Here is a 13,955-nt window from a genome sequence, read left to right as displayed (position 1 = left end):
GTGTCCCGTACGCATTGAGCCACAATGGAGCCGGGCCGTTCCGGTGAGGCGAGGGGGCGTAACGCATGGCGCAGCCGCGGCTGTCGATGCAGGAGCTGATCGGGCGCCGCCGGCGGTCCGGGTTCATCGGACGCGGCGCCGAACGGGCCGCGTTCCGGGCGAACTTCGGCTTTGCACCCGAGGACGAGCGGCACCGGTTCCTGTTCCACGTCCATGGCAACGCGGGGGTCGGAAAGACCTTCCTGGTGCGGGAGTTGGAGCAGATCGCCAGGGAACGCGGGGCGCTGACCGCGTATGTGGACGAGGCCGCCGGGAGCGTACCGGAGGCGCTGGCCGTCATCAGCCGCCAATTCGCCGGTCAGGGCCACCGGTTCAAGGAACTGGACCGGCTGCTGGCCGCGCACCGGGAGCGCCGGCACGAGGCGGAGGCGGCGGTCGCCGCGCTGGACCCGGAAGCCGCGTCGGCGGGAAGCCTGGCGTTGGCCCGGGCCGGACTGGTGGGGCTCGGCATGGTTCCCGGCGTCGGTGCCTTCGCGGGCGCGCTGGACGCCGAGCGGCTGGCCCAGGGCGCCGACCGGCTGCGGGCGGGCCTGAGCGCGCGGTTCCGCAACCCCGAGGACGTGCAGATCGTGCTGTCCCCCGAACGCGTCCTGACACCGGTGTTCCTGACCGGACTCGCCGACGCGCTCACCGCGGCGCCGTGGGCCGTCCTGTTCTTCGACACCTACGAACGCACCGGCCCGTTCCTCGACGGCTGGCTGCACGACGTGATGACCACCGACCGCTACGGGGCACTGCCCGCCGAGGTCGTCGTGGTCACCGCGGGACAGCGGGCGTTCGACACCGGTCGCTGGGGTGCGTTCGCCGACTTCATGTCCGACCTGCCGCTGACGCCGTTCACGGACGCCGAGGCGCGGGGACTGCTCGCCGACCGGGGAGTCGTGGCCGAGCCGGTCGTCGCGGAGGTGCTGCGGCTCACCGGCGGACTGCCGGTGCTCGTCTCCACCCTCGCCGAGACGCGTCCCGCCGACCCCGAGGACGTCGGCGACCCGAGCGCCACCGCCGTGGAGCGGTTCCTGAAATGGGAGCGCGATCCGGTACGGCGGGGCGTCGCGCTGGTCTGCGCGCTGCCGCGCTGGCTGGACACGGATGTGTTCCGGACGGTCGTGGACTGCGCCGACGACGAACTGGACGCGCTGTACACGGGGTTGACGGAACTGCCGTTCGTGGACGAGCGCGGGGAGCGGACGCGGTACCACGACGTCGTACGGGCGCCGATGCTGCGGCTGCTGCGCAAGCGGTCGCCGCGGGGCTGGGCCCAGCGGCAGCGGCGGCTCGCCGAGACCTTCGGCGCGTGGCGGGCCGAGGCCGAGTCGGGGCTGCGGGCCGACCAGGTGTGGAGCGACGAACGCTGGCGGGAACTGCGGCTGGCGGAGTCCTACCATCTGCTCTGCTCGGCGGAGCGCGACGCGCTGCCCGTCGCGCTGCGTGACTTCGCCCGCGCCTGTGACGTGGGCGAGGTCGCCGCACGGCGGTGGGCGCGGGCCCTGCTGGACGCCGGGCAGGACGCCGACGCGGCACGGGCGGGCCGCTGGGGGAGCGAGCTGACCGCGGCCCTCGCGGCCGGCGGGACGGTGGACGCGCTGACCCTGCTGCTGGGCCGGGCCGGGCTCGACGACCCGTCGCAGGCGCTGGTCCGCGGGGTGCGGGGCCGGCAGCTGTGGCGCGGCGGGGCGCACGTGGAGGCACTCGCCGACCTCGACCGGGCGGTCGAACTGGACCCCGGGCCGGTCTGGGTCCGCCTCGACCGGGCCAGGGTCCGCAGCGACCTGGGCGACTACGACGCGGCGATCACCGATCTGGACCGGGCCCTGGAACTGGAGCCGGAACACGCCCTGGCGCACAGTCTGCGCGGTGAGTTCCACCGCATCCTGGGGCATGACGACGCGGCCGTCCGGGACCTGAGCGAGGGCCTGCGGCTCGACCCCGACAGCGAGTTCGCCTGGGCCTCCCGCGGGGCCGCGCACGAACGCCGGGGCGACCTGGACGCGGCGCTCGCCGATCTGAACCGCGCCCTGGAACTCAAGCCGGACTACGCCTGGGCACTCGGCCGCCGGGCCCGCATCTGGCGTGCCCTCGGCGACCACGAACGCCAGCTCGCCGACCTGGACCGGGGCATCGAGCTGTGGCCCGACTGGCCCTGGGGCCGCTGCGAACGCGGCGACGCGCTGCGGGTGGCGGGCCGCCACGAGGAGGCACTGGCCGACTACGACCGTGCGCTGGCCCTGGATCCCGACTACGCGTCGGCATACGCGAGCCGCGGTGCCTCGCTGGCCGCCCTGGACCGCCACGAGGACGCACTCGCGGACTTCGACCGCGCACTGCAACGCAGACCGGACTACCCCTGGGCCCAGACCCAACGAACGGCACTCCTCCACACCCGTCCGGCGGACTGAAGCACGGCGAGTAGCTGTTCCGACGGGGCGGGCGAGGGCCTGTGTCGTGCGTCGGCGTATACGAGCGGTGGTGTCACGGGGACTCGTGTTGGAACCGGGTCGGGGTGTCCCCGGGCCTGGCGGCAGCGGACGGCAGTGCTGCGCATGCGGCCCGCGGATTGACGCCCGGGGCGGGGGCGGCACCGGGTGAGTCGGCGCTCCGGCGGGCCCGAGTGGTTCGTCGGCGTCGGTGTCTCCAGGCGGGGCCCGGCACCTGCCCGCCGACGAGGTACGGCGCCCGCGGGCGGATGCGTACCCGGCCGCCTGGCCGTCGCCGTGCCCGGCCGGGCCGTGCGGTGTTTCCGGCCGGGGCTCGGCGCACCGCGTTGCGGCGGGCCGGCCACGACGTGCGCCGCACGGCCCGGTGCGGCGCCTGTCCCGGAGGCGCCGCTGCTCGCACGGCGGCCGCGAGGAGACCGCAACCGCGCTCCCGCGGGAGCGGGCCCGCCCAGTCACCCGCTTTCGCCCCGCCGTTCCCGACCACCACGCCGCGATCCGCGCCGATCCGACATGGTGCTCAGGCCGGGCTTCCCCGGGCCTGGCGGCAGCGGATGGCAGTGTTGCGCATGCGGACCGAAGGTCCGGTGACCGGGTGGCTGGGGCGGGTCGGTGCTCTGGCGGAGTGGGTGCCCCAAGGGGCCCGACGGTCGCGTTCGGCAACGCCTCCCGGTCGGGACCGCCGGTCATTCGGTGGCGCTGCCCGGCCAGGGACCCGCGCGCAGCCGGTGTTCGGGAGTCGTCGGGGCGGGGCAGCGCGCGCCGGCGTCGAGATCAGCAAAGCCCGCGCGCGTCGTCGTTCTCCAGGCGTTCACGAAGCCCTCATGCGGTGAGGCTTGGTGACGGCTTTGCGCCCGGCCTACCTTCACGGGGCACAGTCGGTCCGATATAAGCGAGGCCAGAATGCTTCTCAGGCATGCAATCGCCGCCCTGGCAGTGGTGCCCGCGCTCGCTGTCCCGGCGACCGCCCAGGCGGCCACCGCCCAGCAGGGTGCCCAGCACGTTCTTCCCCAGAAGACCCACTTCGATCTGCAGGCCCACCGCGGCGGCATCGGCATGACCACCGAGGAGTCCCTGGAGGGCTTCGGCAAGGCCCTGCGCCTCGGGGTGAGCACCCTTGAGCTGGACACGCACGTCACCAAGGACCAGAAGGTCGTCGTCAACCACGACCGGCAGATCAGCGCCCAGAAGTGCAAGGACACCGGCCCGGTGACGCCGGGCGACCCGATGTACCCGTACGTCGGCAAGTACATCAAGGACCTGACGCTGGCCCAGATCAAGACGATGGACTGCGGCTACCAGCAACTGCCCGGCTTCCCCGAGCAGGAGCAGATCAAGGGCTTCCGCATGGTGGAGCTGAAGGACGTCCTCAACCTGGTCAAGAGCTACAAGGCCAAGCAGGTCAAGCTCAACATCGAGACCAAGGTCGAGGCGGGCGCGCCCGAGCAGACGGCGCCGCGCGAGCTGTTCGTACGGCGCGTCCACGAGGAGATCCACCGCTCGGGCATCGAGAAGCAGGTCACCATCCAGTCCTTCGACTGGGGCGCCCTGAAGGTGATGCACCGGCTCGCGCCGTCCTACCCGCTGGTGGCGCTGACCAACTACGACTTCCTCCAGGTCGGCAAGCCCGGAGCGTCCCCGTGGCTCGGCGGCATCGACGCCGACGACTACGACGGCGACTTCGTCAAGGCCGCCGCCGCCGTCCCGGGCGTCAAGGCGCTCTCGCCCGTCTACGGCATGCCGCAGAACGGGACCGTCGCGGACCCGGACTTCCGGTTCTACGTCACCGAGAAGATGGTCGCGGACGCCCACGAGCGCGGCCTGAAGGTCATCCCGTGGACCTGTGACGACAACCCGACCATCGAGGCGCTGATGGACATGGGGATCGACGGCATCATCACCGACTACCCCAACCACGTCCGGGACATCATGGCCGAGCGCGGCATGCGCCTGCCCAAGTCCTACCCCGCGCCCCGCACCCACTGACGGCGACGCCCTCCGGTGCCGCCGGCAGCCCTGCTGACACCCGATACGGCCACTCCCCGTCACTTCCGGCACATCCCGCATACTGATCCGCCTCCTGAACGGACCGTTCCCGGTCGAATACAGTGCTGTGCTGTCGTGCGTACGGACGCTGCCCGGAGGAGGTCTTGGTGGGTGCGACAGCCGGTGCGGTCTGGGGCCGTGCCGAACAGCAGGACTTCCGCAGCCGGGTGCGGGGCACGCTCCTCGGGGCGGCCGTCGGCGACGCGCTGGGCGGCCCGGCGGACGGGCTCACGCTGGAGGAGATCCGCTCCGCGTTCGGCGCCGAGGGCCTGGTGGACCTGGCCGTCGGCTTCGGCAGGCGCGGCGCGGTCACCCACCACACCCAGCTGACCCTGTTCACCGTGGACGGCCTGATCCGCGCCCAGGTACGCCGCGACACCGGCGCCTGGCATCCGCCGACCGATCTGCACCGGGCGTATCTGCGTTGGGCGGCCACCCAGCGGGACTGGGGTCCGGACGAGCGCCGTGAGGAGGACGGCTGGCTGGCCCGGGAGGAGTGGCTGTACGCCCGGCGGGACCCGACGCGGGCGCTGCTGATCGGCTTCGGCGACGCGCACATGGGCACGCTGGACAAGCCCAAGAACCCGGGCGAGCTGGGCCCGGAGGCGGTGGCCAGGTCGGCGCCGTTCGGGCTGCTGGTCGGCTGGGAGCCGCAACTGGTGGTGCAGCTGGCCGTGGAGTGCGCGGCGCAGACCCACGGGCACCCCACGGCGTATCTGGCGGCGGGCGCTTACGCGGTGATCGTGCACGCGCTGGCCCGCGGCGAGAGCCTGGACGGCGCCGTCCAGCGGGCGCTCGCCCTGCTCGCCGCCCGGCCCGGCCACCAGCCGGTCTCGGACGCCCTGCAGCACGCGCTCGGTGCGGTGCGGCAGGGCATGCCGAGCCCGGCGCGGGTGGAGGAGCTGGCGGGCGACGGCACGGCGGACGGGCTGCTGGCCGCCGCCGTGTACTGCGCGCTGGTGGGGGAGGACGTACGGCACGGGCTGTGCCTGGCCGTCAACCAGGCGGGGCCCTCCGGCGCGGCGGGCGCGCTCACCGGCGGACTGCTCGGCGCCCTGCACGGCGAAACGGCCCTCCCGCCGGCCTGGCTGGCCGAGCTGGAGGGCCGCCCCACGATCCTGGAACTGGCCGACGACTTCGCGATGGAGATGACCCAGGGGCCCGCGCTGCACGGGCCCTCCGGGTCGTCGCCGGGGTGGCTGGTCCGGTATCCGAGGGCCTGACGCTCACTCCTGCGCGGGCGCGCCCACCGCGTTGTCGCCCGGCTGCGCGGGCGCCGGCACGGCGCGGGCCGCGCTGTCGTCGTCCGTGTTGATCCGCTCGATGATCGCGAGCCGTTCCGGGGTGTCCTCCGGCTTGAGGTAGCCGATCAGGACGTACAGCACCAGGGAGACGGCCAGCGGCACGGAGACCTGGTACTGGAGCGGGACGCCGCCGTCGACATTCCAGTTGATCGGGTAGTTGACCAGCCAGAAGGCCAGCAGCCCGGCCGCCCAGCTGACGAGCGCGGCCGTCGGTCCCGACCTGCGGAACGTGCGCAGCAGCCCCAGCATCATCGGGATGGCGATCGGCCCCATGAGACCGGCGACCCACTTGATGACGACGGTGATGATGTCCTTGAACGCGGGCGAGTTGACCTGTGTGGCGACCGCCATGGACAGACCGAGGAAGACGACGGTGGTGATGCGGGCCGCGATCAGGCCCGAGCGTTCGCCCCAGCCCCGCGCCCGTGCGGACAGCACCGGTGCCACGTCCCGGGTGAACACGGCGGCGATGGCGTTGGCGTCGGAGGAGCACATGGCCATGGTGTGGGAGAAGAAGCCGACGATGACCAGACCCAGCATGCCGTGCGGCAGGAGCTGTTCGGTCATCAGGGCGTAGGAGTCGGAGCCGTCCGGCTTCTGCGCCTGGACCAGCAGCGGCGACATCCACATCGGGAAGAACAGGACGACCGGCCACACCAGCCAGAGCGCCGCGGACAGCCGGGCCGAACGCGAGGCCTCGTGCGCACTGGCGGTCGCCATGTAGCGCTGGGCCTGGTTCAGCATGCCGCCGTTGTACTCGAAGAGCTTGATGAACAGGAAGGCGAGCAGGAAGACCGTGCCGTAGGGGCCGACCAGCGGTTTGCCGTGGCCGTGCAGCGCGGGCTCGTCCCAGGCGCCGAGGAACCCGATGTTCTTGTCGTGGAGTTCGACCACCACCGCGACGAACATGGCGAGGCCGGCCAGTAACTGGATGGCGAACTGGCCGAGTTCGGTCAGCGCGTCCGCCCACAGGCCGCCGATGGTGCAGTAGATCGCGGTGATCACACCGGTGATGAGGATGCCCTGATTGAGGGAGACGCCGGTGAAGACGGACAGCAGCGTGGCGATGGCGGCCCACTTGGCGCCCACGTCCACGATCTTCAGCAGCATGCCGGACCAGGCGAGCGCCTGCTGGGTGGGGAGGTTGTAGCGGTTCTTCAGGTATTCCAGCGGCGAGGCCACGTGCAGCCGTGAGCGCAGCCGGTTGATCCGCGGCGCGAACAGCTTCGAGCCGATGGCGATGCCCAGCGCGATGGGGAAGGACCAGGTGACGAAGGAGGTGACGCCGTAGGTGTAGGCGATTCCGGCGTACCCGGTGAACATGACCGCGCTGTAGCCGGACATGTGGTGCGAGATGCCGGAGAGCCACCAGGGCATCTTGCCGCCGGCCGTGAAGAAGTCGCTCACGTTGTCCACGCGCTTGTGCGACCACACCCCGATCGCGACCATCACGCCGAAGTAGGCGATGAGCACGGCCCAGTCGAGACCGTTCATGTGCCCCCCTTCCAGGGTCCGCCTTGTGAACTCCGCTCAGCCGGGCGGCACTTCGCACGAACGGAGCGGGGACGGGGAAGGCCGCGAAGTGCCCGCTCATCGTGGGTGCGCTGAAGAGGGCACGACAAGTCGATGGAAGGTCAAGTGCGGGTAAAAAGGTTCGCCTTGCTGACCTTGATTCACATCCCTGAACATCGACGCGGGGGCGGCGAGAGGGCTCAGCGCATCAGCTCCCCGGCGTTGACCAGCAGCGACTGCCCCGTGATGGCGCGCGCCCGGTCCGAGGCCAGGAACACCGCCGCGTCCGCCACGTCCCCGTCCGTCGCCAGCTCCGGCAGCGCCATCCGGTCCGTCAGCCGGCCCAGCACCTCCGCCTCCGGCACCTGCTCGGCCTGCGCGGTGAACCGAACGTAAGCCCGCACCGGCGGGCCCCACATCCAGCCGGGCAGCACGGTGTTCACCCGGATCCGGTACGGCCCCAGCTCGCGCGCCAGCGAGTACATCGCGCTGGTCAACGCCCCCTTCGAAGCGGCGTACGCGGCCTGCTGCACCTGCGTGGGCGCCGCCACCGCCGACTGTGTCCCGATGAACACCACCGAACCGCCGCCCGCCTTCAGCGCGGGCAGACAGGCCCGGGTCATCCGCAGCGTGCCCAGCAGATTCACATCGAGCACCGACCCCCAGGTCGCAAGGTCCGCGTCCTCGAGCCCGCCGAAGTAGGAGTCCCACGCTGCCACATGCACCACGGCGCCGATCCGTCCGAACCGCTCCCGCGCCAGCCCCGCCAGCGCCCCGCACTGCTCCTCGTCGGTGATGTCGGTCGCCCGGTACGCCGTGTGCGCGCCCGCCGGGTCGATCTCCGCCGCGCTCTTGGCGAGGTTCGCCTCGGTGCGCGCCCCGAGCACCGCGTTGCCCCCGTCCCGTACGACGGCCGCGGCGACCTGGTGGCCGAGCCCGGCCCCCACCCCCGACACGACGACGGTCTTGCCCGCGAGCAGTGACATGGCGGACCTCCTGGCTGTCCCGGCCCTGGCGCTTTATCTGACGGAGCGTCAGAGTATGGGCGTCTGCAGGAGTTAGGAAGAGCAGGAGTCAGGAAGAGCACCGGACGACGGAGGGGAACGGCATGAGTGAGGAAACCCGCAGCGAGCTGTACGCCGAACTGGCCGCCGTGGGCCCCTACGGGGTCCGCCCCGGACACGCCCTGATCACCATGGTCGAACCGCACCCCGGCCACGAGTACGCCTACAACCGCTGGTACGAGGACGACCACTACTACGCCGGGGCGATGGCCATGCCCTGGATGTACGCGGGCCGCCGCTGGGTGGCCACCCGAGACCTGCAACTCCTGCGCTACCCCGAGAAGTCGGCCGTGGCCCGGCCGGTCACCGCCGGCTGCTACCTCTCCACGTACTGGATCACCGACGGCCGCTACGACGACCACATGCGCTGGACGGTCGCCATCAACCGGCGCCTGAACCGCGACGCCCGCGTCTACCAGGACCGCACCCATGTCTTCACGGCCTTCCAGGACCACGAGGCGACCGTCTACCGGGACGGCGCCGCCGGCCCCCGCGACCACCACGCCCTCGACCACCCCTATGCCGGGCTGGTCCTGGAGGTCGTGGACGCCGAGCAGGGCGGCGGCCGGGCCGCCCTGCTGGAGTGGCTGCGCGGCCGCCACCTGCCCAAGCGGCTGGCGGGCTCCCCGGCCGCCCTGGTGACCGTGTTCCGCCCGACACCGCTGCCCGGCGACCGCATGACCTATGTGAAACAGGTCGAGGGCACCGACACCCGCCTCACCCTGCTCTGGTTCCTGGAGAGCGACCCGCGCCAGTGCTGGGAACGGCACTTCACCGGACTCGACCAACAGGTACGGGACTCGGGCCTCGGCCGGGTGGAACTGGTGGCGCCGTTCATCCCGACGATCCCCGGCACCGACCGCTATGTGGCCGAACTGCGGGCCACCGGACCGTCCGACGCCTGACCGGCGCCGGTCACCGCTTCAGCTCGTCCGGGCACGGCGTGCCCCGCGGCAGCTGGTACGGCGCCGCCAGACGGTACGTCCCGGCCCGCGGGGCCAGCAGCATCGTCCACTTGTCGCCCTTGGCGTCCTCCGCCGTCTCCATCAGACAGCCGTTGACGTTCTCGTACGTCTTCGGCATCCCGTCGGCGCGATGCTTGGAGGTCTGCGTCTCCTGCGGCGGCTTCAGGCTCTTGCCGTCGGCGTCCACGATGCTCAGCCACGGCGAGTACGGGATGCGGATCAGGACCCGGCCCGCCTTGCGCACCTCGATGGTCAGCTCGCCCTGCTCCGCCCGGTCGACGACCGCGTTCGGCTCGGCGAGCGGCGCCGGGTCCGTCACCCGGAACAACTGCCAGTTGGCGTCGCCCCAGACCTGCTTCAGATACGGCAGCCCGCGCTGGACCAGCTCCCGCTCCCGTTCACCGCCGTCACCGTCCGGCTCGCCCTTGGGCAGCACCACGAAGTGGACGGCCCAGCGCTGCAACCACTCGTGGTAGTTCGCCGAGTTGAGCGTGTCGTCGTAGAAGAGGGGGTTGCGCTCCATGTCGGCCTGCCGGTTCCAGCCGCGCGCCAGATTGACGTACGGGGCGAGCGCCGACGCCTCCCGGTGGGAGCGCGCCGGGACCACCTCGACCCGCCCCTTCTCGGCGTCCACCTGCTGCAACTCGTTGACCAGCGGGGCCAGCTCACGCGCCCAGGAGGCCGCCGGCGTCGTGTGCACGATGTCATCGACCGACTTGAAGCCGATCCAGCCGGCGAACCCCAGGAACGACAGCACGATCGCGTACCACTTGCGTGACCGCGGCACCGCGAAGGGCAGCGCCGCGACCAACGCCACCCCCGCGAACAGCATCGCCAGCCGGGAGATGTTCGACCCGATCTGCGAACTGACCAGCCACACCAGCAGCACCGCGAGGCTGTACACCCCGGCCGTCAGCCGGACCGTCGTCCACTGCTTCGGCACCAGGAAAAGACACAGCAGCCCGTACAGCAGGGGCAGGGCCATCGAGCCGAGACCCATCGGCTGGGTGCCCGAGAACGGGAACAGCCAGGCCGCGACGGCGACGACCGCGGACGGCGCGAGCCCCAGCGCCCAGGCCCCCGGGCGGCGCTTCTGCAGGAACAACGCCACCGCGACCAGGCCCACGAACAGGCCCGCGACCGGCGATGCCATGGTGGCCAGCGCGGCCAGCGGCGCCGCGACCAGGGCCTTCGCCCACCGCTTGTGGCGCCAGCGGTAGGGCCAGCAGAAGACGGCCGCGACCGCGCCCAGCCCGAACAGCGTGCCGAGACCGAAGGTCACCCGGCCGGACAACGCGTTGCACAGCAGCGCGAAGACCCCGGCCAACGCCGCCCACAGCGGATTGCGCACCGACCGGCTGCGGATCAGCACCATGGTCAGCAGCCCCGCCGACACCGTCCCCGCGACCATCATGGTCGTACGGACACCGAGGACCGACATCAGATACGGCGACACCACGCTGTACGACACCGGGTGCATCCCGCCGTACCAGGCGAGGTTGTACGCCGAGTCGGGGTGCCGGCCGACGAACTCGGCCCACGCGTCCTGCGCCGCGAGGTCGCCGCCGCTGTTGGCGAACGTGAAGAACCAGATGATGTGCAGCACACCGGCGAGCGCGGTGACGGAGAGTGCCGGATGCCGCAACAGCCGCTGCCGCAGGGGTTCGGCGACGGCGAGCAGCCCGGCCGGGCGGGACGCACGGTCGTCCGCGGGGCCCGTGCGGGCGTCAACGTCGGTTGCGGGCAGGCGTATTCGCGAGCCGGATCCCGGGCCCGGATCGGCGTCGTCGGCGCGTGTCGGCTCCGCAGTGGCCACCTGAAGGCACTCCCCGTGTCCCGTCTTTTGTTCTCGGCCGTGTTCCCCGGTGTTTCCGGCCGCTTACCGGCCAGTTCGCGGCCCTGTCCCTTGACCGGCGACCTGCCCCGATTCGTGACGCTAGCACGCACCCCGCCACGCGGCCCCCGGGTGGGGGCCCCGTCGACGGGGTGCGGGGACGGACCGGGCGCGGCGGGTCAGCCGAGCCGGGTCAGCTTGTCCGTGAAACCGGGCTCCGCGAGGTCCTTCTGCAAGGCGACCGGCACCTTGACCGCGCCGTTCGAACCGTCACCCACGGTGAGGGTGCCGACCTTCGCGCCCGCCTTCGCGGAGTGCGGCACATCGTCGGTGACGAACGACAGCCCGACCTTGAGACCCGCCCAGCCGACCGCCGTGACGTCCTTCGTGATCACGACCGGCGTACGGCCGCCGAGCCCGTCGTCGACGTACCCGACGACATCGCCCTTCTTCAGGATCGTCGCCGACTTCAGCGCGCCCTGCGCGGCCCGGATCAGCTTGTCGCCCGCGTCCAGGGCGCCGCTGATGATCGTGTTGTCCGCACCGCCGGGGCCCTGGCCGAGCACCGCGCCGACTATGGTCCGCGTCTCCCCGCCGACCTCCCGGGTCGCCGCGAAGACCAGATTGCCGCCGGCCGCGGTGGTGGTGCCGGTCTTGATGCCGATCACGCCGTTGTAGCCGACCAGACGGTTCCAGTTGCTGTGCTTGGTGCCCTTGTAGTCGGTGTACTCCATCATCCGGGCGACCTCCCGGAAGGTGGCGTCCTGCATCGCGGCCTTCGCCAGCTTCACCTGGTCCACGGCCGTGCTGACCGTCGTCTTCTCCAGACCCGACGGGTCCGTGTACGTCGTGTGGGTCATCCCCAGGTCCTTGGCGGCGGCGTTCATCTTCGCCACGAACGCCTTCTCCGAACCGGCGTCCCAGCGGGCGAGCAGCCGCGCCACGTTGTTCGCGGACGCGATCAGCACCCCTTCGAGCGCCTCCCGTTCGGTGATGGTGTCGCCCGCGCGGACCTCCACGGTGGACTCGCCGTCCGCCGTCGCCTGGTCCTGGGCCGTCTGGTCCACGGGGATCTTCGGGCCGTCGCCGCCCTTGAGCGGATGGTCGCGCAGGATCAGGTACGCGGTCATGACCTTGGCGACACTGGCGATCGGCACGGGCTTCTGCTCGCCGGACGAGCCGAACGAGCCGATGCCCTGTACGTCGAGCGCGCCCTGACCGCCGGACGGCCACGGGATCGACGCCTTGCCGCCGTCGAAGGTGTAGTTCTCCTCGGCGGTCAGGTCGAGGCTCGGCGCGGGCAGCGGGCGCACCGCCTGCACGATCGCAAAGACGACGGCCAGCAGGAGGACCAGCGGGGTCCAGATCTTGATCCGGCGCACGATGGTGCGGACCGGGGTCTGCGGGGGCGGCGGCGTGTTCGTCAGCTCGGCCAGCAGGTCCAGCGGCGGCTTGGGCGGGAGCGGCTGCTGGGTGGTGCGCTCGGGGCCGAACTGGGGGACGCGGGCGGTGGCGTCGGCGGGGGGCGCCGGCGGCCTGCGGGTGGCCGGGTCGTCGAGCGGCTTGAGCGCGACGAACTTGCTGGTCCGCTCGGCGTCGGTCTCGGCGCCGCCGGGCTTCTTTGCGCCGCCCAGCTTGAGCATGGTCGTCGGCTGATCGACCGGCGCGTCCGCGGGCACCCGCACGGCCTTGAAAACAGCGGTCGGCTGATCAACCCCCTGCGCCCCGGCCCCGCCTTCGCGCCCGGCACCGGCCCCGGCGTCGCCTTGCGCACCGGCACCCGAGGAAGAGCCATGACCGGCCTTGGAACCACCATCCACCCCGGAGGCAGCACCGGCCTTGACGCCGGCCTTCGCCCCGCCGCCTGCTGCAGAGCCGGCGTCTGCCTGGTCGGCCGAGTCCGGGGCGGCGTCGGTGGCCGCGGCATCGCGGGCCTTTGCGGAGGCGTCGGCACCGGGGGAGGAGCCGTGGCCGGCATCCGTCCTGGAGGCAGCACCAGTCTTGGCGTCGGCGTCGGTCGTCGCGTCGTCGCCTGCCGCGGAGCCGGCGTCCGCCTGGTCGGCCGAGTCGGGGGCGGCGTCGGCGGCCACGGCATCGCGGGTCTTTGCGGAGGCGTCGGCACCCGCCTCGGTGCCGGACGCCTGAGAAGTATCGGTGCCCGCGGCGTCCTCGGCCCCTGCCTCGGTTTCGTCGTCCGTCCGGGCGCCGGAAACCGAGGGGCCGGCTATGGCCGCCTCCGCGGCACGGGCGACGCCCGCCTCCCGGCCGGCCGCCGCACGGGCGCCCGCGCCGCGGCTCGCCCCCGCCTCGGAGCCGGCGTCCACGTCGGAGTCGGCCGCCGACGAGTCCGCGTTCGCCTTGGACCCCGTATCCGGCCCGGAGCCCGTGCCCGACTTGGAGCCCGAGTCCGCCTTGCCGTTCGCCCCCGCCTCGGAGTCCGCCGTTGCGGAGTCCGCGTGTGGCTTGGAGCCCGTGCTCTTTGCGGGGGCCGCGCTCGTGTCGGTGGCTGCGGGCGTCTGACGGGCAGTCGTCCGTTCGGAGGCCGTCGCGGGATCCGAGGTGCGGTCCGCGTCCTCGGGGTCGGTTCCGGAAGCGGAGGGCGCCTTCGAGGCGGCGGAGTCCTCCGGTCGAGGCTCAGCGGCCCCGGGAAGCGGCTTGGAGGGCGCTCCAGCGGGCTCAGCGCCGTCGGAGTCACCCGAGCGCACCCAGGCCGCCACAGCAGCCGCCAGACGCGCTCC

General features: G+C 72.3%; 8 protein-coding genes. 4 read left to right on the top strand and 4 right to left on the bottom strand.

The annotated features are described in order from the left end of the window. The first annotated feature begins 65 nt into the window (after positions 1-65). The 3 genes from ACIRFL_RS28360 (at position 66) to ACIRFL_RS28350 (ending at position 5,761) form a co-directional block, all read left to right on the top strand. Entirely contained in the window at positions 66-2,456 is a 2,391-nt protein-coding gene (locus tag ACIRFL_RS28360) for a tetratricopeptide repeat protein (protein WP_404033877.1), read from the top strand. 939 nt (positions 2,457-3,395) lie between these two features. Continuing rightward, the gene (locus tag ACIRFL_RS28355; protein WP_404033875.1) at positions 3,396-4,478 is read left to right on the top strand and encodes a glycerophosphodiester phosphodiesterase family protein; all 1,083 of its coding nucleotides are present in this window, start codon (positions 3,396-3,398) and stop codon (positions 4,476-4,478) included. Positions 4,479-4,645: 167 nt separating this feature from the next. After that, complete coding sequence (locus ACIRFL_RS28350) at positions 4,646-5,761, top strand: ADP-ribosylglycohydrolase family protein (RefSeq protein WP_404033873.1); 1,116 nt, start codon at positions 4,646-4,648, stop codon at positions 5,759-5,761. Positions 5,762-5,764: 3 nt separating this feature from the next. Here ACIRFL_RS28350 and ACIRFL_RS28345 read toward each other — a convergent pair whose 3' ends face one another. Together ACIRFL_RS28345 and ACIRFL_RS28340 are read right to left on the bottom strand one after the other, a co-directional pair. Beyond that, positions 5,765-7,336 (bottom strand): sodium:solute symporter family protein, encoded by a 1,572-nt coding sequence (locus ACIRFL_RS28345; protein WP_404033871.1) that lies wholly within the window; start codon positions 7,334-7,336, stop codon positions 5,765-5,767. A 218-nt stretch (positions 7,337-7,554) separates the two neighbouring features. Beyond that, positions 7,555-8,340: an SDR family oxidoreductase gene (locus ACIRFL_RS28340; RefSeq protein WP_404033869.1), complete on the bottom strand. Its 786-nt coding sequence runs from the start codon at positions 8,338-8,340 to the stop codon at positions 7,555-7,557. Positions 8,341-8,462: 122 nt separating this feature from the next. On the opposite strand from ACIRFL_RS28340, the gene ACIRFL_RS28335 reads away from it, so the two are divergent. After that, on the top strand, positions 8,463-9,323 hold the full coding sequence (locus ACIRFL_RS28335) for a hypothetical protein (RefSeq protein WP_404033867.1): 861 nt from the start codon (positions 8,463-8,465) through the stop codon (positions 9,321-9,323). Between the two features lie 10 nt (positions 9,324-9,333). On the opposite strand, the gene ACIRFL_RS28330 is transcribed toward ACIRFL_RS28335, so the two are convergent. After that, on the bottom strand, positions 9,334-11,199 hold the full coding sequence (locus ACIRFL_RS28330) for an MFS transporter (protein WP_404033865.1): 1,866 nt from the start codon (positions 11,197-11,199) through the stop codon (positions 9,334-9,336). A 197-nt stretch (positions 11,200-11,396) separates the two neighbouring features. Next, positions 11,397-13,541, bottom strand: coding sequence for a D-alanyl-D-alanine carboxypeptidase (locus ACIRFL_RS28325; RefSeq protein ID WP_404033969.1), 2,145 nt, complete (start codon positions 13,539-13,541; stop codon positions 11,397-11,399). Positions 13,542-13,955 lie beyond the last annotated feature (414 nt).

The sequence above is a fragment of the Streptomyces sp. NPDC102462 genome (assembly GCF_044765425.1).
GTDB lineage: Bacteria > Actinomycetota > Actinomycetes > Streptomycetales > Streptomycetaceae > Streptomyces.
Note: the sequence above shows the minus strand (reverse complement) of the source record. Positions and strands in the feature narration are given on the sequence as shown.

Coding starts and splice junctions, on each gene's coding strand:
- ACIRFL_RS28360 (WP_404033877.1), top strand. CDS start 66: ATGGCGCAGCCGCGGCTGTCGATGCAGGAGCTGATCGGGCGCCGCCGG.
- ACIRFL_RS28355 (WP_404033875.1), top strand. CDS start 3,396: ATGCTTCTCAGGCATGCAATCGCCGCCCTGGCAGTGGTGCCCGCGCTC.
- ACIRFL_RS28345 (WP_404033871.1), bottom strand. CDS start 7,336: ATGAACGGTCTCGACTGGGCCGTGCTCATCGCCTACTTCGGCGTGATG.
- ACIRFL_RS28340 (WP_404033869.1), bottom strand. CDS start 8,340: ATGTCACTGCTCGCGGGCAAGACCGTCGTCGTGTCGGGGGTGGGGGCC.
- ACIRFL_RS28335 (WP_404033867.1), top strand. CDS start 8,463: ATGAGTGAGGAAACCCGCAGCGAGCTGTACGCCGAACTGGCCGCCGTG.